We start from the raw sequence: 21,587 nt of genomic DNA, 5'->3' as shown, positions 1-21,587 counted from the left end.
CGGTATGCCTGGTAGCGGGGGTCGAACCAGGACTTGGGGGTGAAGTGCCAGACCCACTTGCCGCTCTTGTAGGTGTAGCCGGAGTTGCCGCCTCGGTCCTCGGACCAGCGGTCGTCGTTGTAGCTTGCGCCGCCGGCGGGGCCGTCGGGGCGGAGGCCGTCGGGGTCGGATTTGGTGAGGGGGTTGTTGTGGGCGTAGCTGTAGGCGTTCATTTGGGCGGGGTCATTGATGTCGATGACGGGGTCGACGCTGAGGAAGCGGCCGAGGGTGGGGTCGTATTCGCGGGCGCCGAGGTGGGTCAGGCCGGTTGGGTCGTTGGTTCCGCCGACGAAGCCGCGGTTGCCGAATGCTGTTGACTGTTCGGACCTGAGCTGACCGAAGGGGAGTTGCTTTCTTCGGGTGATAGCGAGGGTTCCGGCGGCGATGGCAGTCATCGCGGTGCCCTGGTGGTCGCTGATCAGGTAGGAAATGGAGCTGCCCGTGCGGACGGCGACGGTTTCGCCGTTGTGGGCGTAGTAGCGGGTGCCGGCCTTGGTGCCGTTCGCGGCCACGTTCAGCTGATCGCCGTTGGGGAGCGTGAGGACGCTGGAGCCGTCGGCGTTCTTGGTGATGAGGCGGTTGCCGTCCGCGTCGTAGAGGTAGCTGCTGGTCTTGCCGGCCTCGGTGAGGGCGGCAAGGTGGCCTTCCGCGTCCCAGGTCAGGTTCTGGGCGGTCGCGCCGATGGTGCGCTTGGTGGTGTTGCCGGTCTCGTCGTACTCGAAGGTGCTGGTCCGGCCGTTGTCGGGGCCGCCGCTGACGTTGGCCTGCTGCACGCCGTGCGGGAGGCCCGTGCCGGGCGCGGGCTGGGTGTAGGTGGTGGTCGCGTCCGTTGTCGCGGTTGTGGTGGCGTGGTCGGTCTGCTCAGTGCGGTTGCCGAGGGCGTCGTAGGCGAAGCTCTGCCAGTAGGCGTCCGGGCCCCCGACCGAGGTCTTCGAGGGGGCGGTGGCGCAGTCCGTCTTCGCGGTCCAAGCCTCGGTGAGCCGGCCCAGGGCGTCGTTGGAGAAGCACTGGGTGTCGGTGGACGTCTGCGCGTCCTGGCCGCTGGCCGTCGTCACTCCAGTGACGTTACCGGCGGGGTCGTAGGAGTACGAGGTGCTGTCCACGCGCTGCGGAGCGAGATCCCGGTCGGTGATCTGCTGGGTGACGCGTCCGGTGTGCTCGTCGTAGATCTGGGTCTTGTATGCCTTCTTGCCCAGCGTGGCCCCGTATTCGAGTCGCTGGGGCCGGGAGAACGCGTCGTAGGAGGTGTTGGACACCAAGGCACCGAGTGCGCCGCTGACGCGGAAGGGGAGGTCGTCACTGTTGTAGTTGGTGGTGACCCGCTCGGCGGGGATGTTGCCGATCGCGGGGTTCAGCGTCCAGAGCGTGGCACCGGTCTCCGGGCTGTATCCGTAGGTCCAGGTGTACGTGCCGGCGAGTCCCGTGGCTTCGGAAGGGATCGTGGTCGTGGTGGAGGTGGGCTGGTAGCGGTCGTTGAACGCGCCGGTCGCCGTCGTGTATGCGATGCCGTCGACGTATCGGGTGCTGCTGGTGAGCTGCCCCTTGGCCAGAGTGTCGTACGTCCACTTGGCCAGTACGGTGTCGCCCTTCTTGAGGGCGGTCTTGCGGCCGAGCTTGTCGTACTCGGTGGTCAGGGTGACGTTGCGGTCATCGGAGACCGCGGTGACGCGGCCGACGGCATCGTAGGTGTTACGCACCTTGCCCTGGTCCGGGTCATCGGCCACCGTCTTCTGGCCACGGCTGTCGAAGGTGTACTTCCAGACGTTGCCGTCGGGGTCGGTGACCGACGTCGGCTCGTCGTACTTGCCGTAGGCGTACGTCGTCCTCTGAGACATGGTGCGGGCCGCGTCGGTGTACTGCAGCAGCGCGGTTGTGCGGCCGCGGGCGTCGGTCACCGTGGTCGACGCGGTGCCGCCGTTCGGGGGGATCACCGTGGTGCGGTCGCCTTCGTAGACCGTCTTGGAGCGCCACTGCTCGTCGCCGTACTTCAGCGACAGGGCATCGGTGACGCGCCCGACGCCGTCGAAGAGGTTCTGAGTGGCGGCCGGGACCTTGTTCACCGTCGTGGACGCGAGCTGCGCCGAGGGAAGCCCGGACGCGTAATAGGCGGCGAAGGACTGCCAGGCCCATCCCCGGGTGTCGTACATCGTCTCGGTCATGATCCGGTCCTGGGTACCGGAGGCCGGCGCCTGCGTCTGGCGTTCGCGCAGGAGACCGTCGTAGAGCTGGTAGGTGGTGCGGTAGTCGCCGTTCTGCTTGAGCGTCTTGGTGGCGACGGCGTTCGCCGCCGTACGGGAAATCGTGTAGGCGTACTCGACGGACGGCTTGTCGCCGTGGTCGGCCTTGGCCCACCCCGGCTGCCATACCTTCAGTAGCCGGCCGAGGCCGTCGTACGTCGCATCGGTCCGCTTGCCGTTCGGATCGACCTCGGCGAGGGCGACGCCGCGGGCGGGATCGTAGGACGTGGTGCTCTCGTGCTTTGCCGCGTTGGTCACCTTGACGGAGGTGGGTGCCTCGGTCGTGGCGGGCGTGTACGCGGTGGTGGTGGTGCTCTGCAGGGCGTCGGTCGCGGTGAGTTCGCGGCCGTGCTGGTCATAGGTGTGCGTGGCGGTGGTGAGGTAGCCGGTGCCCTGGGCATCCTGCTCGTCCAGCCGGGTCACGTCGCCCTTGGTCGGCGCGGTGGCAAGGCTGGTCGCACCGTCGTAGTAGTTCCGCTGGGCCGAGATCAGGTCCGCAGGCAGGTCGGGCGGAGTTCCACATGCTTTGGCGACGGTCTTCGCCTCTGACACGAGAGTGCGGAGATTCGTGGCCGTGTTAAGGGCGTAGGTCGTGGTGGTGCATCGCTCGTCACCGCTCTTTGCGGTGTCCCCGAGCTCCGACTCGGTCAGGATCTGACCGACGGCGTCAAAGGTTCGTTCGATGCGGGTGGTGCGCCAGCCCTCGCCCACAGCTGTGCGGCTCGACTCGCTCCCGCCGCCCGTGGCATACGCCTTGAGTGCGGGCAGGCCCTCGGATCGGGTCTCGGTGGCCGTCGGCTCGGACAGCCACGGTTCGTAACTGGTGGTGGCCTCCAGCTTGCCGCCGTCCCCGTTGAAGGTCGCCTCTTCGCGGGTCATGCCGGCAAAGGCTTCCTTGTCGGTGACCGCAGTGCCCTCGTGGTCCTTGACGGCTGCTCCGTCGATGCCCCTGAAGTAGCGGTACTCCTTGAGCGTCCGCTGGTCGGGTGCGGCCCCGGTGCGGACCTGGACACGGCCGTAGCCCTTGCGGTCGCTGTAGGTCAGGTGCTTGGCCGTGGTGAACTCATCGTCCTTGGACTTGGCCCATGCCATGCCGTCCAGGTAGCTGTAGTCCGTCTCCTTGGCCGGTGCTCCTCCAGTGTTGTCGGTCTCCAGGATCTGAGTGACGACGTAGGAGTGGAACCAGTCCAGGTACGGCTCGTAGTTCGCGGCAGGCGCGTCCGGGGGTGACCATTTCACGGGATAGCAGCGTCGCTTGTTGCTCGTCGGGGTCGGTACGTCCCCGGCCTTGCAGTCGGCCGGGGAATAGGTGATGCCGAGAGTGCCCCCGGTTTCCGTGCTGATGCCGTAGACGCGGTAGCGCCACATCGCCGGCACCGGGTCGGGGTCTCCTCCGGTGGTTGCGCCCTCGACCCGGTTGGGCAGCGTCTGACCCTTGAAGGTCACGGCGGGCAGTTTGACGTCGCCGGTACCGGTATGCCCAGTGCGGGTGATGGAGGCCAGCCACAGAGCCGGGTCGCTCCCATCGCCGGTGGCCGGGAACTGCTGGTCCAGAGCCCAGGTGTCGACTGGCTTGTACGTGCCGCCGGTCAGTACTGAGGTGTCGATCTGGGTGACGCGCTTACGGCTCCAGAAGGACGGGGAGTACCGGTCCTTGCATTCGGTGCCGGAGGCGCAGTAGCGGTCGAAGGGAACGTCAGGCCAGTTCTTCGCGTGGGCCTTGTCGAAGGTGCCGCAGTCGCTCAGGCAACGCTCCGAGGTCGTGAACTCGACCTTGGCCGCCGGCTTCGCGTAGAAGCTGCCGGATCGCAGGCCGTACTCGATGCGCTTGAGGGAGCCGCCGCGGTCGTAGACGGTGGCGGTGGAGGCACCGGTCGACGTGTTGACGTTGCGGCCGTAGTAGTTGGACTCCTTGTCCCAGTAGTACGTCATGGCATCGCCGTGCCGGTCGATGACGACGTCAAGGTTCCAGCGCCATGCCTGCTGGCACCACGAGTCCTTGAAGGCGGTGGCGTGGCAGGGCTCGCCGGCCTGGTTCCCGTAGACGGGCACGGTCCAGGTGGAATTGGTCTCGTCCTTGCCGGTGGCCCAACCGCTGGGGCGGTTGTAACCGAAGTAGTAGTGGGTGCCGTCAGGGGTGGTGACGCGCCAGTACTCCCCGTCGTTGTCGCCGTTCTTCAGCTCCGCGTTGGTGAGCTTGACGACCCTCGTCCCGTCGTCGCTCTCCAGATGCCACTCGCCCGACTCGGTGTCCTTGATCAGGGTGTTGGACTGGCCGCCGAGATTGATTACGGCGTTGTCCTTCTTCCAGCACAGGTCGCCGACCTTGGCGGTGGTGTTGCTGTTCTTCGTGTCATCCGTACACGAGATGTACTGGCGCTCGATGTACCCGGGCTCCATCGACCAACCGTCGCCAATGCTGTTGGCCTGGTTGTTCGTCGAGGCGGTGCGTCCGTCCACTGCCTGCGAGGAGTAGGCGAGCTTCAGGTCCGGTGCCGTCCCACCGGGGACGTCCGGGACGCCGATCGGGTAGTTCCAGGAGAAGGCGCCGTTCGATCCGCCGGCGGCCCATGACGCGGAGGGGGCGAGAGACGTCGCCTTGAAGCTGCCCGAGGGGCCCGATTCAGCCGCGGTCGCAGCAAGGAGAACCGTTCCCTGGGCCACTGACAGATTCTGACTGGATGCCGACACGGGCGCCTCAAGCGGCTCCCTGGACTGCGCGGCAAGTGTGGGTGCGGCCGACGGCAGGTCCAACTGCGCGGTCAGCGACCCGGTCTTGGTGTCGTTCTCCGTCCGGAGTGTGCGTCCGACAGCGCACCCCTTCTCTCCAGGGGTGGTAGCGGCGCAAGCAGGCAGTTCGCGCAGCGTCAGGCGGGAAGCCCAGTCACCGCCGTAGGCGTTGCGAAAGCTGGAGTAGTCAACCTGGACGTCTACGGCGCCCTGCGTTCCCTTCGTGGGCCTCAGCGCAAGCACGATCCCGTCGACACCCAGATCCTCCGTGGCTGCGCGGTCGAGTACCTGGACTTGGACCGTGTCCGGCCCCGGCGTGGCTGATTCTCGCTGCTTACTTGAAACGGAGCCCAGGCGCACAGGCAGCGAACCCGCTTTGAGGGAACCGGATCGGGCAAGCTTCGCCGTGGCGGTACCGGGCTGCGGCCACGTGACTCTCGGGTTTTTCCACGGGTGCTGGAGCGTTGCATCGCGTACCGGGGAGGGCTGCTTCTTCACCTCGGATGTCGGTACAGGATCGCTGTTCCCCAGCTTCGCAAGGTGCAGCTCGGCGGCTGCCACGACAGGTCCGGCCAGCAGACTTGCAAAAAGAAACGCGGTCAGTGCGACGGCTATCAACCGCACCCGCCGCCCCATGCGCCTCGTGTCGACGCCCCCACCCCAGTGCATGCGCGAAACTCCCCCAACTGTTTGACGAAAGGAACACAGTCGGGCACGGAAGCTAGCAGCGCGTTCACACACCTTCCGTGCTTAAGGCGCAGATCAGTATGTATTTCAAGCCAACATGAGGCGCAATAGAATCCCATTTCGTGCACTTTCGATGAAAAATACCCGTTTTGCGACGACTAGTTTCAGCCAACCTTTACCCATCCCGGATGGCACGCTCATTCTCGACGCCAAAACCACACCCCTCACAGATCCTTCACGCTCTAGTGTGCGAACCGATCAGATCAGGGAGGGGATTTCTGTAATGGAATTTTTTAGACAAAGGCGCGAAAAGGGGGCGTCCGGGGTGATTGCGGTGGGTGTCACGGCATCGATCGCCGCTCTCGCCATGTGCTTGCCACTGCAAATGACTCCTGTCGCCGTAGCGGCGACAGGAAGTCAGTCCGAGGGGCAGGCGACGGCCCGGCAGCTCAGTGCCGACGAGAGTGCCTTGGCTGAGGCGGTTGATACCGGCCAGTCGGCCGAGGTGCTTGCCCGCCGCACGGAGGCGTCACAGGTGTTCGCCAATCCCGATGGGACGTTCACCCAGGACACCTATGTGCTGCCTCAGTTCACTCGGAAGGAAAATCAACTCGTTCCAATTGACACGGACTTGGAGGTGAACTCCGACGGGACGCTGTCTCCGAAGGCCACGGAGGTCGACGTACGGTTCTCGGGTGGCGGGGATGGGCCGCTGGCGACCATCGTGCGAGACGGGCGCAGCATGTCGTGGAGCTGGCCCCATTCCTTGCCGGTTCCTCAGGTCGACGGGGACACCGTGACCTTTGCGAATGTCCTGAATGATGTGGATCTCAAGCTGCGAGTCGGCTCGGCCGGATTCACCAGCCTGTTCGTCGTGAAGACAGCGCAGGCGGCTGGTAGCCCTTCTCTCAAGCAAATCCACTTTGATCTCGACACTGATGGAGTGGAGGCGAGCGCCGACGCCGACGGGAACCTGACCGCCGTCAACCCCGCCGGGCAGGAGGTCTTCACCGCCCCTACCCCCCTCATGTGGGACAGCGGCACAGTCGGCACACCCCAGGCGCGAATATCGGACAGCGATGAAGACTCTGGGCCGACTCCACCCACAGACCAGTTCGAACCGGGCTATGGCGCGCAGCAAGCCGCCATGGGTGTGGCGGTCGAAGACGGCAAGCTGAGCCTCACACCGGACCAGGACCTTCTGACCGGCGAGAACACTCAGTACCCCGTCCTGCTGGACCCGTCGGTGAGCGGTTCCCGGTATGCCTGGACCATCGCCTACAAGAAGAACCCCAACGCTTCCTACTACAACGGGGCGAACTTCAACAATGGCACCACGACGGCCAGAGCCGGCTACGAAGACGTGACGAATGGGCTGGCCCGTTCCTACTTCCGTATGAACACGGGCAACCTCTGGTCCACGGACAAGGTGATCTCCAGCTCCAAGTTCACCATCAAGAACACCTGGTCCTGGTCGTGCACGAAGAAGCCGATCGAGCTGTGGCACACCGAGTACATGAGCTCGGCCACCACCTGGAACCACCAGCCGACGAAGATCCGCACACTGGACACGGTCACGGACTCGAAGGGCTACGGATCGGGCTGCCCCGCCGGCAACCTCGCCTTCGACACCACCGCTGCCGCCAAGGATGCCGTTAAGGGACACTGGAACACCATCACCCTGGCGCTCAAGGCCGGCAGTGAGACAGACGTCTTCGGCTGGAAGAAGTTCGACGCCAAGTCGGCTCTGCTCTCCACCACGTACAACACCCGCCCGAACCTTCCCACCAGCCTGGACACCATTCCCTCCACCAAGAACAGCGCCGGCTGCGGCAGCACCGCACCTTATGGGCTGATCGGGAACACCGACCTCTATCTCACCGCGAAGGGGTCGGACCGGGACGGGGGCACCGTCAAGATCCGGTTCCGCCTCTGGGCCACTGGGCACCACCCGGTCGACGACCCAAACGGCGTACTCATCGTCGACAAGACGGTCTCCACGACCTCCGGAACCGTCGCCAAACTCAAGGTCACCAAGGCCCAGCTCACGCCCTACCTCTCCACGGCCAACGGAAACTTCTCCTGGAAGGCACAGACCGGGGACAGTTCGCTGACTTCCGACTGGGTACCCGCTACCGGTAAGCCGGGCTGCCGCTTCGTCTACGACCCCACCCGGCCCTCCACCCCGCCCGGTGTGGCCTCTGTCCAGTTCCCCGATGGCTCCGACGGCTGGCCCGCCACCACCGGTAACGCCCGAACCGAGGGCACCTTCACCCTGAGCAGCGGGGGAGTGGCTGACGTCGCCAAGTACGAGTACTGGACCGACTGGAGCAACAAGGTTCTCTCCGCCACCCCCTCTCAGCAGGGTGGATCGGTGAGCATCAAGCTCCGCCCACTCGCGGCGGGTAACCACACGTTGTACGCGAACAGCATCGACAGAGCCGGGAACGTCTCAGACCGGGCTGTGTACATCTTCTACGCCAACAGCCCCGGCATCACTGACAAGCCCGGTGACGTCAATGGTGACGGCAACACCGACAAGTACGGTGTCCGCACCGACGGGACCCTGTGGTTGTACCCCGGCCAGGGCAATGGCCAGCACGCCCCGTACACCGTCGCCAGCAGTACGAACTTCGACGGGGCCTCGGTCACGCACCGCGGAGACTGGACCAACGACGGCTACGAGGACCTCATCGCCGCCCAACTGGGGCCGGACAATGTCAAGGAACTCTACGTCTATCCCAATAACGGTCTCGGCTATGCCTGCACGACACGAGGTGAGGAAGCCGACGGCGCCTCACAGGAGTGCACCTTCGACCGGGTGCCGCTCAATGTCTACAGCCCCGAGAACAACCACTGGGCCAACGCCGACCAGATCCTCGCAATCGGAGACGTCGACGGCCCGCTCGATGTCGATGCGGACGGCACCCCCGATGTGCCGGGCCACACGGACCTCCTGGTCAAGGAAGGCGATCACCTCTGGCTCTACTACGGCTCGGACTCCTTCTACCTGGACGACGTCACCGACCCGATCCTCATCGGCGACGGCGCCTGGGCGAACTACGACATGATCGCCCCCGGCGACGTCAACGGAGACGACCGAGTCGACATGATCGCCAGACAGCGGAACGACGGACGCCTTCGCCTCTACACGGGAACCGGCCCAGCGGGTGAAGGCCTTGGCCATACCACCATCGACCTCAAATCCAGCGGCTGGGACAGCAATACCCACCCGCTGATCACTTCCGAGGGCGACAGCAACGGCGATGGCAAGCCCGACCTCTATGCCACGAGCCACGACACCAACAAGGGAATCTATTTCTACCCGTCCATCACCACGACCGGCCTAGGAGCACCTACCATCGCCGGCACCACCGGATGGCTCAACTTCCAAGCGCTGAGCTGAAGCAGCACGTCCACTGTGGGAGGGCTGCCGGCTGCTCTTGAGAGCAGCCCTCCCACGGTGGGTTCGACACCCGTTTCGGCACTGATGGTGCGCGGCGGGGCTGGAGCCGGTGGAGCTTGTGGGCCGGTCCGGGCCGCAGCGGGAACGGATGCACGTACGAGCGAAACCGATACGAGGTGCGGGGGGAGCCTTGAGCGACGGGGGCCGGGGGCTGGGTTGGGACTGCTGCGGGCATCGGCGGAACTGGCCGCGCACAGGCGTACGTGTGCCAACTGGGCAGCGGCGCGCATGTGGGGCTCGCGCGCCCCAAGATGCTGGTCATGTACCAGCACGATGGCGCGGGCCTGGTCTTCGGGGTCGACGCGGTCGAGACGGTGAACCAGCAGATCGACGGAACCCGCCCCGCGAGCGCCCGCACCCGCGCCATCGTGCGCGACGGTGAACGGCAGGACACCTTCGGGACACGCTGGACGATCTTCCACATCCGCGAGGCCGGCACGATNGCCAACATCACNCCGAGCATCAAACAGGGCCGCTACCTCCGCCTGGACGACGTCCTGGACGCCCTGACGACGGGCCAACTGACGGTGCCTACGCAGGACGAGGCGTTCCCCAGCCGAATGTGAGGGGGGGCGCGGGGACGCGCCGGGGCGTGGAGGGCTTCAAAAGGGCCCGTCATCCCTTGCCTTGCCTGCGAGGCGTCGTTGAAGGAATCGCCCCAAGAGGGCCGCCGATCCTATGGCGAAGGCGGGCGGCAGGATGACTGCGTAAAGACCACCGAGCCATCTGGCCCATGTCGTGACCGCCACTATCAGAATCCCCAGAGGGATCAGACGGATCAGGTATTTGCTGCGTGCCATACCCGCTCACCTCCTCTCATCCTGCCTACTGAGCCTTATCCATCTTGATGCAGGTGACGAGTTCGAGGGTGACGACGGCACGGACGACGGCGGTGACCCGGGTGGTACTGCAACGGAACTTCCGCAGGAGCCGCCAGCATTTGAGGGTGGCCAGGCGCGTTCGCCGAGGCTGCGGATCTTGGCGTGATCGCGGTTGTGACGCCGGCGCCAGTCGCGCAGTTTCTTACCTCGGAACGGGACGCGGACTGCAGGACCTGCGCCTTGATACGCCTTGTCCGCCCAGCACTTGATGTCGTCTGCAGTCAGGGCGGCGGGGATGCCGTGGGCCCGGGCTGCCGCGAGATCGTGCACAGCTCCAGGTAGTGCGTCCGAAGCCCACATGAGACGGCCCGCTGGGTCCGCGAGGACCTGGACGTTCATCCCGTGGTGCTTCTTCTTCCCCGAGTAGTAGGGCTGGTCGGCGGCGATGCGGTCGATCGGCAGCACGGTGCCGTCGAGGATCACGTATGCCTTCTTTCGTACGGTCTCCATGGCCTGTTCCAGTGTGGGCGCGAGGGCGGCCAGAAGGTCGACGGCCTCGCGTATGTAGCGGTAGACCGTCGCGACCCCGACGTGGAAGCCTACTGCGAGGCGGGCGTAGGTGTCGCCGCAGCGAAGGGTGGACAAGCACGCGAAAGCTCCTGGCGGACTGGTGATCTCGGTCGTGACCCCGTCTACCAGGAGCTTCGAGAATTTCAGCCAGTGCCAACGAAGACTCTGCGGTGTACAACGTCACCTCGACAACGGGTTCAGGACCGGATGGTAAGGAGCCGGCATCGCGACACCGAGACCTGCGATCAATATGTCGCAGCGGGTGGGCCAGGAACAGCGGCCGTAATATTTCGTCGCGCGCTGTAAATGTCATGCATCCCCTCCATTCCTGGCTGCGCGATGCCTGGGCAACTCGGCGACATCACGAGCCCAACCTCAGCAGTACCACTGATCCGACCACCACCCACCCTGTGGCGATCACAACCATGAGTGGCCTGCGCAGTCCGTATCCCTCAAGCTCGGACTTGAAGCCGTCCGCCCACCCTCCAGGATTCCAGAGAAAGAGCACCCCGAGCGGCAGGAACATTGAAAGTATTAGCGAGAAGAGCATTTTGCGAGCCTCACCAGGGAACGGAAGGAGGCGGAGTGGTTAGGGATGAGCGCGCGTATTAGTTCACCAAGTTCTTGATGGAGAGATATGCGAAACTCAGAAACATGGCGACGCCCATGCCTACAGCAACGCTTCCTGCGATCCTGGCTCCGTGCCACGACAATGAACTTTCGTGGGTCAATGGATTGTTTTTCACATGCTTACCCGAAAACTGATCTGCGATTCCCCACCAATTTCGCCTAAGAGCTCGTAACACGATCATGATTGGGCCTTCTTGAGTCGCCTCCAGCAGATCAAGCCGCAGGCGAGAGAGACGAAGGCGTCGTGGAGTTCGGTGCGGCGTTCCCATCGGACGGCGAGGCGTTTGAAGTGGTGGAGGAGGGCGAAGGTCTGCTCGACGACGTAGCGGAGCTTGCCGATGCCCTTGATGTTGGGTGATCCCTTGCGGGAGATGACGGGCAGGATTCGCCGGTGCCGCAGCTCGTCGCGGTTGGGGTTGGAGTCGTAGCCCTTGTCGCCGAGCAGGGCGTCGGGGCGTCGGCGGGGCCGGCCGGGGCGGCCCGCGACGGGTGGGATGCCGTCGACCAGGGCGAGGGTTTGGGTGACGTCGTTGACGTTGGCCGCGGTCGTGATGACCTTGAGCGGGGTGCCGCGGCCGTCGCAGATCAGGTGGTGTTTGCTGCCCGTCTTCCGCCGGTCGACCGGCGACGGACCGGTGTCGGCGCCCCCTTTTTCGCGCGAATGTGGGAGCCGTCCACGCACGCCCGTGACCAGTCGAGCTTGCCGGCCGCGTTCAGCTCCGCGAGCAGGACCCGGTGCAGCTGGTCGAAGACCCCCGCCTTCTGCCACCGGTCCAGGCGGCGCCAGCACGTCTGACCCGAGCCGAACCCCAGCTCCAGGGGCAGAAGTTGCCAGGCTATGTCGTTGTAGAGGACGAACAGGATGCCCTGGAGACAGCGCCGGTCCGACACCGGCCGCGGCCCCGGGGACCGCTCCGGCCACGGTGGCAGCAGCGGCTCGATCAGCGCCCACAACTCATCGTCCACGATCCACGGTCGAGTACCCACACCCTCACGAACGGCCGAATCATCACATCAGTCACGCCCGGCCAGCGCATCTCAACAAGATCGTGTTACGAGCTCTAAGCGTCAAACCGGCCGTAATGAATATGGCGGAGAATACAAGCAACATTCGAGTTCTCTCCGATCCGGGTGCGCCAGGTAAGCGACGGAGTGCGCCAGGGTGGGGCAGTCTCTCGATCTCCGTCGGTACGGCTCGTCATGACATGTGAAAGATGTATCTCAAGGATCCATACAGTAGCGCGTGAAGCGCTGCGACAGTCAGTGGGACTTTGAGAGAAAGGGAAAATGTCTGCACTATTCCTTCGTTTTCGCGGGGATTGGCACTGCTCACGAATGGGAGGATTTTGCGCTTGAGTAGCTTTGCTGATGGATAGCCGGCGAGTTGGCCAAGCATCGAGTTGCTTACTACCCGCCCCTTGATTTCTCTACCGTCTCTGAGTTTGAAGGTCAGCCCGTTACTGACGCCCACTCTCTTAATTTGCCCGTAGGGGATGATGCTCTCCGTTACGAAATTGCGCACCTTGATCGATTCGTCGGACAGTGTCACCTGCGGGCGGACGGTGAGTATCCACGCCATCCAGGCGATTGTCACGCTAATGGTTCCACCTGTGAGCGACCTATTGATCAGCGATTCCTCCACTTTCCCTGGAACTATCGCAAGGGAAGCTCCTACCCCGAACATTGCTACGGCTGCAATTAGTCCCAGGTGGCGAACCTTGCTGTAGAATGTTTTGTTTTTTTGTGTGACAGCTGTGAATTTCTTCAAGATGGTGGATTCTCGTTCCCTCTGGATTGGTTGGCTCTTGGGAGAGGTTGAGGCTAGAACCCAAAGAGTAGGATTTTCATGTTTATGAAAGCGAATATGGTGCCCATCAGTGCGGCGAATCCGGCCGTTAGTCTCAGGGCGATGTCATTGCGGTAGAAGGCCGAAAATATCCTCTCCCCCAAGAAGTCGGCGACTGCCTCGGCGCAGCCTCGAATGTTGAACGCAAGGAGCGAGCCGATCACGGCCACAAGAACTCCTGCGATGAGCTCTCCGTAGTTCACGGAGTGCGAGGTTCGAGCCGCAAGAATCATCTCGTACATTTTTGCCTCCGGGGCGTGCGGGGCAAAGCGCCCATGCGCCTCATTTGATCGCCGAATTCACCAGGTGGAGAGGCGTCTGATTATAGTGCTGTACGAGCTTTGCGCACCCACTTCGGCCCCAATGCCTGCTTCTACAGTCAAAGAGGTGATACTCGTGACTCTCCGGAGACTTCCACCCCTGGTCCAACGGAAGTATTAGCTCCGGTGCCGTTCGCGGCGAGGTCGAGATGGCGGTCAGTTCAGTGCATGCATTACGTTGAGGGTGAATCCGACGACACCACGAACGAGATCAGCCTCAGCAACGCCACTGATCCGACCACCACCCACCCCGCGGCGATCGAGACCATGAGCGGCCTGCGCAGCCCGTACTCCTCAAGCTCGGACTTGAAGCTGTCCGCCCATCTTCCTGGGTTCCAGAGAAAGAGCACCCCGAGCGGCAGGAAGAGCGAAAGTATCAGCGATGGTGACATTTCGTGGTCCCAGTCAAAGAGGGTGGAAATGGTGGTGCTATGAGGCAAGGGGGGGTGAGCTAATTTATAAAGTGTCGGATCGAGATGTATATGAAGGATAGAAACGCTATGATGCCCGCGCCTATGAAAATTCCTCCAAAGACCCTGGTTGCATGCCATGACCACGATCTGTCATGAACCAAAGGCGTGTGGCTCACGTGTTTACCGGAGAGCTGGTCCGTCACTTCCCACCAGTTTCGCCTAATCGCAAATCCGATGGTTGTGAATATGGCGGAGAAGACGAGTAGCATTCCAGTTCCCCCCGATTCATGGCCTTGCCTCGGCGTGTTTCCGAAGCGTCGCCACCTGGCGCGCGAAGACGCGATGCCCCCGGCGTGCCGCGACCGGAGCGGCTGGTGCCCCACGAGTCACGGAACGCGCGGTTCGAGCCGCACGGATCGTTTCCGTGCATTCTCGCCCCCCGAGGTGCGGGCCGGTAGGTCCGCGCATGCGTGAAGGCGTCCCGGGATGCGGGGGGGGGCATGGCGCGCGGGCGAATGTCGGGCCGGCGTGTCAGCTTCGGGCCGTGCGTACCGCCTGGACCGTGGGGCCGAGGTCGGGGCTGGCGCTCAGGTCGTTGAGAGCTGAGGACAGCGCCTCGGCGTACGTCGCGCGGGCGGTCTCGTAGCGTCGGCGGCCCTCGTCCGTGATGACCGCGTACACGCCGCGCTTGTCGGACGGGCACAGGTCCTTGTACGCGAAGCCGGATTTTTCGAGGCGGCCCACCAGGCGGCTGACCGAGGACGGCTCCAGGCTGACCCGCTCGGCCAGTTCCTGCATGCGCAGCTCGCCGTCCTCGGAGTGGTACAGGTGCTCCAGGGAGCGGAACTCCGACAGGCCCACGCCGTTGGCGCGTTGGAGCGCCGCGGTCAGTTCCCGCTCCACCTGGGCGTGCAGGGTGAGCATCCGGTTCCAGACTGCGTGGTCGGACGTGTGCGGGGGTGCGGCGGTCATGAGTGCGTCCTCCCGAAGCGGCTGTTGACAGCAGAGTACATGCTCATGCAAGCTTCTGGCGTCCCGGGGGCCAGTCACTGGGCATGTGCAGGGTGTTTTTAGTTGTATGAGCATGCAATGAATGTCCAGGATGTTTGTCGAATGAAGGGATCTCCCCATGCAGTGGGTCCACCTCGCCGTCGCCGTCGTCTTCGAGATCGGCGTCGCCATCGCGGCCGGCAAGGCCGCAGGCTTCACCAACCGCAAGTGGACGACCGTGACCCTGGTCAGCGGCGCCCTGGGCACGTACTTCCTCAGCCGGGCCCTGCTGACCTTCAACGTCGGTGTCGGCTACGCCCTCTGGACGTCCGTCTCCGGCGTCGGCATCACGCTGTTCGGCGCCACGCTCTTCGGCCAACGCCTCGACTGGCGCAAGGGGCTGGGCATCCTCGCCATCATCGCCGGAGTGGTCGGACTGCAGCTCAGCGGCGCCGCCTGAGCGCGTGCCGCCGTGCCGCCTGAGCGCCGTGCCGCCGTTCCGACCTGCCGCCGTTCCGACCTGCCGCCGTTCCGACGCGCCGCCGTACCGCCTCGCCAAGTGAGAACTCGTGATCCGATTCCCTCGAAAGGGCCTTTCTGCCATGTCTTCGACCAGCCCCTCCACCGCCAACTCCTGGTTCATGCTTCTGCTCGCCGGCGTCTTCGAGATCGGCTACGCGCTCTCCGTCGGTGGAAGCCACGGCTTCACCCGCCTGACGTGGTCCCTGGTCGCCGTCGTCTTCTTCCTGCTGACGCTGTGGGCGCTGAGCGTGGGCCTGCGCACCATCGACGTCGGCACCGGCTATGCCGTCTGGGCGGGGATAGGGGCGGCCGGGGCGGCGGCGCTCGGCCCCGTCTTCTTCGACGAGCGCCTCACCCTCGCGCAGTCCGCGTGGCTCGGCCTCATCATCGTCGGCGTGATCTGGCTCAAGCTCGCCGACAAGACGCGGAGCGCGGGTGACGGCTCCGCCGACGGCGCCCAGCAGGTCCAACGCGCCACGGTTTGAAGGGCCTTGGCAAGCGGGGAGGCGGTGCCGGACACGATCTGGGCCGCCGCACCCGCATGCGTCCTGACCCGCACGCCTGGTGCATCGCGTCCGCGGTTTCTCCTGGTTGATCCGCCGGCCATATATTCCGCTCGTGTACTTCTGCTACGCCGATGACTCCGGGGCCGATCAAGGTCGCACCCTCACCGGCCTTCTCATCCCGGAAGAAGGCTGGAGCGACCTGCTCCACCACTGGCTGGAGGGGCGACGCAAGCTGGAAGAGGAGTGGGGTGTCCCCAAGAACACGGAGCTGCATGCCAGCCAGTTGGTGAAGGGGCGTGGCCGCCCCTGTGTGACCGAAGAACAGAACAACCGCTTCAGCCGTTCCGCGCGCATGGCTGCTCACGGCCTCATGCTCAAACAGCTTGCTCGCTGCGAAAGTCTTCGCGTTCTCACCGTGGCCGGCCGCACCGCGCAGGTGGCAGAGGTGTACCAGTCCTTCGTGAACCACCTCGAAGCGTGGGCCTTGGACCAGGACACCCGGGTCATGATCATGTTCGATGGCTTGTCCGGGCCCCTCGACGCCGACGCTCTGACTCCTGAGGACGCCCGGGGCGCGTGGGAACAGGCCATCCGCAACGCCAAGCCTTACCGTGACGCACACCGCGGTCTCCCTCTGGCCTCTCGGCGGGTACTGGAAGACCCCGTCATGCAGGACAGCAGGTACAGCCAGTTCATTCAGGCCGCTGACCTGGTCGGATACGCGGCCTTCCATCACCTGGCGCTGAAGCAGCCCGAGGTCTGGCCGAAGATGAACCCCGTGGGCTACATGTCGAAGGCGTACAAGCGACTGGCCGGACACTGGCTGCCTGGCCACGGAACCGATGGCATCGTCTGGGCCGACAGCGACACAAGGGCCTGAAACGCAGAAACCCCCGGCAAAAACCGGGGGCCCACGAGAGCGAGATCCCCTGGGCATCCTTGATCGGAAGCATGGGACCTCGCGAGAGTCAAGGATGCCAGGAGCAGCCCACGAAAGCAACAGATACAGGCGGCCGGGCCAGTCGGGAGTGCTGGAGAAACAGCAGGTCAAGGCGGTTTCCGGGTGGGCGGTGACCTCAGCGGCTCCCTGAAGCAGCTGCCCCGGCAACCGGCCGCCCCACCGCCGCCCCCGCGTACGCCCCGCCCACGCCCCACGCCTGGTGCATCGCGTCGGCGAAGGCGGCGGCCAGGTGGTGTTCGCCGGTCGGGCCCGGGTGGGTGCCGTCGTACGTGTCCGTGTGGATGTCGTACGCCGGGGGGTGGGAGGCCAGGAGGAGGGGGGAGGCCGGGGTGTCCAGGTCCGCCACCGCTTTCGCGAGGAGTTCGTTGAAGCGGGCGCACTCGGCGGCGAACGGGGCGTCCGACTCGGCGCGTATGTTCGGGATGACCGGGAGCAGGACGCACCGGATGCGCGGGTTCGCCGTGCGGGCGGCGGCCAGGAAGGCGCGGGCGTTCCGCGCGGTCTGCTCGCTGTTCGTGTAGAAGCCGAGGTCTATCAGGCCGAGCGAGACGAGCAGGACGTCCGGGCGGTGCGCGGCGACCGTCTCCGCGATCACCGGGGCCATGTGCAGCCAGCCCTCGCCCCAGCCGGCCAGGTGGCGGCGGGCGGGGAGCGGGAAGTCATCGGCGGCGTACGCGGAGGAGGCCGCGGCGCCCGTTTCGGTGTCGTACAGCTCCGTGCGCGGGCCGACGAGCGCGAAGGGGCCGTCGAGGGACGCCGACAGGTGCTGCCACAGGCGGTAGCGCCACGTGAAGTCGCCGGCGCGCCCGATGGTCATGGAATCGCCGACACACATGAAACGCATGGCGCCATCATGGCGGATCTTGGCTACGGCCCGGTACGTGACGATGGACACTTGTGCCATGCGTTCGTACCGACTGACTGCCCTGGGCCGTGTCTGGGGCGCCGCCGCCCTGCTCTCCCTCGCCGTGGCGGCGCCCGCCGCGGCCGATGACGACGGGGCCGACCGGACCTTCACGATCGAGGACCCCCGGATCACCGAGTCCAGCGGCCTCGCCGCGAGCCGCGCCCATCCGGGGATCTACTGGACGCACAACGACAGCGACGACGGACCGTACGTCTTCGCCGTCGACTCCCGCACCGGGAAGACCGTCGCGACGATCACCATGCAGGGCGTCGGCGCCCCGCGCGACGTGGAGGCGATCTCGCTCGGGCCCGACGGGAACCTGTACGTCGGCGACATCGGCGACAACCTCAACGGCAGCTGGGACCACGTCTGGATCTACCGGTTCCCCGAGCCGAAGGTGCTGAAGGACGCGACCGTCCGGGCCACCCAGTTCGACGTCAAGTACGCCGACGGCCCGCGCAACGCGGAGGCCCTGATGGTCCACCCCAGGACCGGACGCGTCTACATCGCGTCGAAGAACGAGGAGGGCGGCGGGCTGTACGAGGGGCCCGCCGAGCTGAAGACCGGCTCGGACAACGTCTTCCGGCGGGTCGGTGAGGTGCCGTGGGTGACGGACGGGGCGTTCTCCCCGGACGGCAAGGAGCTGGTCCTGCGCTCCTACTTCAGCGCCCGCGGCTACGCCTTCGCCAACGGCCGGCTCGGCAAGGACTACCCCGTCGAATCACCCCTCCTCCCGCAGTCCGAGTCCGTGACGTACACGGCGGACGGCTCCGCCCTGATGTACGGCTCCGAGGGCGAGCGGAGCCGTGTCGTGCGGGTGGACCTGCCGAAGACCGGGGACGGCGGCGGGGGCGGGGCCACCCACCGGGCCGGGGGGATCAAGGAGTCGGCGGACTCCGACGGGGACGGGGTGCCGGTGAAGGGCACCACGCTGACCGGAGTCGCCGTGCTGGCCGGGATCGGGCTGCTGCTGTTCCTGGGCCGGCGGCGCCGCAAGGGGTGAGCGCGCTCAGGTCTCCAGCGGCCGGATCTCGTAGTGCAGGGTCCTGTCCCGTTTGACGCGGTGGGCGAGCGGTACGAGCACGCCCTGCATCGCCGGGTACTTCCGGGACAGCATCCGGGACGCGTGCGTGTTCTCCTTCGAGCCGGCCGGGAGGAGGCGCGCGTGGGCCTCGATCTGCGGCCCCGTCGGGCGCCCGCGTACGGTGCACGGGCGGATCCGCACCCTCGGGTGGTTGCGCATCCGCTCCACCTTCCACGCCGAGGAGAACGTACGGATGTAGGCGTGGTCGCCCTCGACCGCGATGTGCACCGGGGTGTCGGCATGCGTCCCGTCCTGCCGCTGCGTGCTCAGCAGGACGGTGTACTGCTTCACGTAGGGCTTGAGCTGCGGGATCGTATCCATACCTCCATGGTGCGCCGGTACGAGCCGGTGTCATCCCGGCAGCCGCCGGGCGACAGGCGTTTCGCGTAAGGTCCCCGGTCCATGACGACCGATCGCGGCCCTCGCGGCCCCGCCCCCTTCGCCACGCCCCGCCTCGACGCCCTGCCCCTGCGGGTGGCGCACGCGGACGAGATGGCCGCCGTGCTGGCCGACCCCGCCCTGCACACCTTCACCGGAGGCGCCCCGGAGACCGCCGAGGCCCTGCGGGCGCGGTACGCACGCCAGACCGCCGGTTCGCCGGACCCCGCCGAGCTGTGGTGGAACTGGGTGCTGCGGGAGCGGGAGACCGGCCGGCTCATCGGCTATGTGCAGGCCAGTGTGCGCGGCGGGCTCGCCGAGATCGCCTGGGTGACCGGCGTCCCGTGGCAGGGGCGGGGATACGCCCGGGAAGCGGCCCGGGGGCTCGTCGGCCACCTTCGCGGGACGGGGATACGGGCCGTCGTCGCCCACATCCACCCCGAGCACACCGCGTCCGCGGCTGTGGCCGCCGGGGCCGGTCTGGAGCGGACGGGGGAGTGGGAGGACGGCGAGGAACGGTGGCGGCTGGGCGAGGGGTGAGCCTCAGGCCTCAGGCGTACGGGGCTTGGCCCGGCCCGCCTGGACCAGCTCGGCGACATCGAGACTCACCTCGGCGCCGATCGAGGCGGGCAGTGGTGCCTGCTGGCCGGGGGCGTACACCTCGTGGCGGTCGTACGAGCCGCCCAGCGGCTCCGTCAGGACGTGGACGCGGCCGTGTTTCCGGTCGAGGATCACGTAGACGGGGACCTTCGCCTCGGCGTACGCGGCGACCTTGTGCCGCAGGTCGCTGTTGTAGTTGCTGGAGGTGACCTCCAGGACCAGGCGGAAGACGGCCGGGTCGTAGCAGTTGTACTCGATCGGACGCTCGTCGAAATCCGCGTCGACCAGGGCGAGATCGGGGATCGCGTAGTCCTCCGGACCGCCCGGCAGCCACAGGCCGATGCCTTGGAGGACTCTCGACTCCGGGCCGTGCAGTCCTGCGGACAGGAACGGGATCATGAGTGTGGTCAGCGCGTCCGCGTGCGGGCCGTCCGGGGGTGGAGCCACGGTGATGACGCCTCCGATGATCTCGACGCGATAGCCGGGATGCTGCTCGGCGAGCCGGGTGGCGGTGACGAGCAGGGGCTCCGGTCCATCGTCACAGGGGTGCTCGACTGCTGCTGCAGACATTGCGGGCCTCCTGGAATGGGCTGGTGTCGAGACCATCATCGTAGGGCGGAACGGCCGCGGACCGTGTTTCTGGCATATGCCACTCGGTGGAGTGAAGTCGCCGGGTGAAGCAGAAACGGCCCTGAGCACCTCGCGGTGCGCAGGGCCGTTTTGAGGCGTACGCCCTACAGCTTCTCGATCACGTAGTCGATGCAGGCCGTCAGGGCCTGGACGTCGGACGGGTCGATCGCCGGGAACATCGCGACGCGCAGCTGGTTGCGGCCCAGCTTGCGGTACGGCTCGGTGTCCACGATGCCGTTGGCGCGCAGGACCTTGGCGACGGCCGAGGCGTCGATCTCGTCCGCGAAGTCGATCGTGCCGATGACCTGCGAGCGCTTCGCCGGGTCGGTGACGAACGGGGTCGCGTACTTGGAGTCGTCGGCCCAGCCGTACAGGTGGCCGGAGGAGGCGGCCGTGCGGCCGGTCGTGAAGGCCAGGCCGCCCTGGGTGTTCATCCACTTCAGCTGCTCGTCCAGCAGGAAGAGCGTGGCGAGCGCCGGGGTGTTGTACGTCTGGTTCTTCAGGGAGTTGTCGATCGCCGTGGGCAGCGAGAAGAACTCCGGGATGTGCCGGTCCGAGGCGTGGACGCGGGCCGCGCGCTCCAGGGCCGCCGGGGAGAAGACGCCGATCCACAGGCCGCCGTCGGAGGCGAAGGACTTCTGCGGGGCGAAGTAGTAGACGTCGGTCTCGGCGATGTCGACGGGCAGGCCGCCGGCGCCGGAGGTGGCGTCCACCAGGACGAGGGAGCCCTCGTCGGCGCCCGCCACGCGCTTGACCGGGGCCGCGACACCGGTCGAGGTCTCGTTGTGCGTGAAGGCGTAGACGTCGACGCCCTCCTCTGCCCGCGGGTCCGGGTGGGTGCCCGGGTCGGAGGCGATGACGGTCGGGTCGGCCAGCCACGGGGCGAGCTTGGCGGCCTTCGCGAACTTCGAGGAGAACTCGCCGAAGTTGAGGTGCTGGGACTTCGACTCGATCAGACCGTGCGTCGCGATGTCCCAGAAGGCGGTGGAGCCGCCGTTGCCGAGGATCACCTCGTAGCCCTCGGGGAGGGAGAAGAGTTCGCGCACACCGTCGCGCACCGCGCCGACCAGGTTCTTCACCGGGGCCTGGCGGTGGGACGTACCGAGCAGAGACGTTCCGGTGGCGGCCAGCGCGTCGAGCGCCTCCGTCCGCACCTTGGAGGGACCGGCGCCGAAGCGTCCGTCGGCGGGCTTGATGTCAGCGGGAATCTGGATGTCGGCCACGAGTCGGAGCGTAGCCCTTCCGTGCGG

General features: G+C 66.0%; 16 protein-coding genes and 1 pseudogene. 7 read left to right on the top strand and 10 right to left on the bottom strand.

Features of this window, described 5'->3' with window-relative positions:
- Window positions 1–4,940, bottom strand: a 4,940-nt coding sequence (locus B082_RS36265) for an RHS repeat domain-containing protein (RefSeq protein WP_018553178.1), incomplete at its 3' end; no start/stop codon positions are given.
- Between the two features lie 886 nt (window positions 4,941–5,826).
- Here B082_RS36265 and B082_RS0117830 point away from each other — a divergent pair.
- Window positions 5,827–9,099, top strand: a complete 3,273-nt coding sequence (locus B082_RS0117830) for an FG-GAP-like repeat-containing protein (RefSeq protein ID WP_234018178.1) — start codon at window positions 5,827–5,829, stop codon at window positions 9,097–9,099.
- 885 nt (window positions 9,100–9,984) lie between these two features.
- Here the strand turns inward: B082_RS0117830 and B082_RS38065 are convergent.
- The 4 genes and pseudogenes from B082_RS38065 to B082_RS0117810 form a co-directional block, all read right to left on the bottom strand.
- Window positions 9,985–10,625, bottom strand: a pseudogene (locus B082_RS38065) (transposase family protein); the annotation flags it as partial.
- Between the two features lie 733 nt (window positions 10,626–11,358).
- Window positions 11,359–12,149 (bottom strand): IS5 family transposase gene (locus tag B082_RS38060; protein WP_420707685.1). Its coding sequence is split into 2 segments (ribosomal slippage): window positions 11,359–11,832 and window positions 11,835–12,149, totalling 789 coding nucleotides; the frame shifts between segments, so codons are not numbered across the junction.
- Window positions 12,150–12,378: 229 nt separating this feature from the next.
- On the bottom strand, window positions 12,379–12,948 hold the full coding sequence (locus B082_RS39210) for a hypothetical protein (protein ID WP_158688880.1): 570 nt from the start codon (window positions 12,946–12,948) through the stop codon (window positions 12,379–12,381).
- Window positions 12,949–13,001: 53 nt separating this feature from the next.
- Window positions 13,002–13,268 carry a hypothetical protein gene (locus tag B082_RS0117810; protein WP_018553173.1) on the bottom strand — a complete coding sequence of 89 codons (267 nt, stop codon included), beginning with the start codon at window positions 13,266–13,268 and terminating at the stop codon, window positions 13,002–13,004.
- Window positions 13,269–13,514: 246 nt separating this feature from the next.
- Here B082_RS0117810 and B082_RS0117805 point away from each other — a divergent pair, with 246 nt between their 5' ends.
- A complete protein-coding gene (locus B082_RS0117805) occupies window positions 13,515–13,781 on the top strand; it encodes a hypothetical protein (protein WP_037710379.1) in 267 nt (88 codons plus the stop codon).
- A gap of 509 nt (window positions 13,782–14,290) precedes the next feature.
- Here B082_RS0117805 and B082_RS0117800 read toward each other — a convergent pair.
- Entirely contained in the window at window positions 14,291–14,731 is a 441-nt protein-coding gene (locus tag B082_RS0117800; protein ID WP_018553171.1) for a MarR family winged helix-turn-helix transcriptional regulator, read from the bottom strand.
- 157 nt (window positions 14,732–14,888) lie between these two features.
- Between B082_RS0117800 and B082_RS0117795 the strand changes: the two genes are divergently transcribed.
- The 3 genes from B082_RS0117795 (at window position 14,889) to B082_RS0117785 (ending at window position 16,657) form a co-directional block, all read left to right on the top strand.
- Window positions 14,889–15,209, top strand: coding sequence for a DMT family transporter (locus tag B082_RS0117795; protein WP_018553170.1), 321 nt, complete (start codon window positions 14,889–14,891; stop codon window positions 15,207–15,209).
- Window positions 15,210–15,351: 142 nt separating this feature from the next.
- Window positions 15,352–15,756 carry a DMT family transporter gene (locus B082_RS0117790; RefSeq protein ID WP_018553169.1) on the top strand — a complete coding sequence of 135 codons (405 nt, stop codon included), beginning with the start codon at window positions 15,352–15,354 and terminating at the stop codon, window positions 15,754–15,756.
- Between the two features lie 133 nt (window positions 15,757–15,889).
- Window positions 15,890–16,657 (top strand): DUF3800 domain-containing protein, encoded by a 768-nt coding sequence (locus B082_RS0117785; RefSeq protein ID WP_018553168.1) that lies wholly within the window; start codon window positions 15,890–15,892, stop codon window positions 16,655–16,657.
- A gap of 196 nt (window positions 16,658–16,853) precedes the next feature.
- On the opposite strand, the gene B082_RS0117780 is transcribed toward B082_RS0117785, so the two are convergent.
- On the bottom strand, window positions 16,854–17,582 hold the full coding sequence (locus B082_RS0117780; protein ID WP_026249908.1) for a GDSL-type esterase/lipase family protein: 729 nt from the start codon (window positions 17,580–17,582) through the stop codon (window positions 16,854–16,856).
- 58 nt (window positions 17,583–17,640) lie between these two features.
- Here B082_RS0117780 and B082_RS0117775 point away from each other — a divergent pair, with 58 nt between their 5' ends.
- Complete coding sequence (locus B082_RS0117775; protein ID WP_018553166.1) at window positions 17,641–18,648, top strand: hypothetical protein; 1,008 nt, start codon at window positions 17,641–17,643, stop codon at window positions 18,646–18,648.
- A gap of 6 nt (window positions 18,649–18,654) precedes the next feature.
- Here B082_RS0117775 and B082_RS0117770 read toward each other — a convergent pair whose 3' ends face one another.
- Window positions 18,655–19,050, bottom strand: a complete 396-nt coding sequence (locus B082_RS0117770) for a PPOX class F420-dependent oxidoreductase (protein WP_018553165.1) — start codon at window positions 19,048–19,050, stop codon at window positions 18,655–18,657.
- A gap of 81 nt (window positions 19,051–19,131) precedes the next feature.
- On the opposite strand from B082_RS0117770, the gene B082_RS0117765 reads away from it, so the two are divergent.
- Window positions 19,132–19,647, top strand: coding sequence for a GNAT family N-acetyltransferase (locus tag B082_RS0117765; RefSeq protein WP_018553164.1), 516 nt, complete (start codon window positions 19,132–19,134; stop codon window positions 19,645–19,647).
- Window positions 19,648–19,650: 3 nt separating this feature from the next.
- On the opposite strand, the gene B082_RS0117760 is transcribed toward B082_RS0117765, so the two are convergent.
- Entirely contained in the window at window positions 19,651–20,277 is a 627-nt protein-coding gene (locus tag B082_RS0117760; RefSeq protein ID WP_018553163.1) for a Uma2 family endonuclease, read from the bottom strand.
- Window positions 20,278–20,441: 164 nt separating this feature from the next.
- A complete protein-coding gene (gene serC, locus B082_RS0117755; RefSeq protein ID WP_018553162.1) occupies window positions 20,442–21,560 on the bottom strand; it encodes a phosphoserine transaminase in 1,119 nt (372 codons plus the stop codon).
- Between the last annotated feature and the right edge of the window lie 27 nt (window positions 21,561–21,587).

It is taken from the genome of Streptomyces sp. ATexAB-D23, from assembly GCF_000373645.1.
GTDB classification, from domain to species: domain Bacteria; phylum Actinomycetota; class Actinomycetes; order Streptomycetales; family Streptomycetaceae; genus Streptomyces; species Streptomyces castrisilvae.
Note: the sequence above shows the minus strand (reverse complement) of the source record. Positions and strands in the feature narration are given on the sequence as shown.

Coding starts and splice junctions, on each gene's coding strand:
- B082_RS0117830 (WP_234018178.1), top strand. CDS start 5,827: ATGAAAAATACCCGTTTTGCGACGACTAGTTTCAGCCAACCTTTACCC.
- B082_RS0117810 (WP_018553173.1), bottom strand. CDS start 13,268: ATGTACGAGATGATTCTTGCGGCTCGAACCTCGCACTCCGTGAACTAC.
- B082_RS0117805 (WP_037710379.1), top strand. CDS start 13,515: ATGCATTACGTTGAGGGTGAATCCGACGACACCACGAACGAGATCAGC.
- B082_RS0117800 (WP_018553171.1), bottom strand. CDS start 14,731: ATGACCGCCGCACCCCCGCACACGTCCGACCACGCAGTCTGGAACCGG.
- B082_RS0117795 (WP_018553170.1), top strand. CDS start 14,889: ATGCAGTGGGTCCACCTCGCCGTCGCCGTCGTCTTCGAGATCGGCGTC.
- B082_RS0117790 (WP_018553169.1), top strand. CDS start 15,352: ATGTCTTCGACCAGCCCCTCCACCGCCAACTCCTGGTTCATGCTTCTG.
- B082_RS0117780 (WP_026249908.1), bottom strand. CDS start 17,582: ATGCGTTTCATGTGTGTCGGCGATTCCATGACCATCGGGCGCGCCGGC.
- B082_RS0117775 (WP_018553166.1), top strand. CDS start 17,641: ATGCGTTCGTACCGACTGACTGCCCTGGGCCGTGTCTGGGGCGCCGCC.
- B082_RS0117770 (WP_018553165.1), bottom strand. CDS start 19,050: ATGGATACGATCCCGCAGCTCAAGCCCTACGTGAAGCAGTACACCGTC.
- B082_RS0117765 (WP_018553164.1), top strand. CDS start 19,132: ATGACGACCGATCGCGGCCCTCGCGGCCCCGCCCCCTTCGCCACGCCC.
- B082_RS0117760 (WP_018553163.1), bottom strand. CDS start 20,277: ATGTCTGCAGCAGCAGTCGAGCACCCCTGTGACGATGGACCGGAGCCC.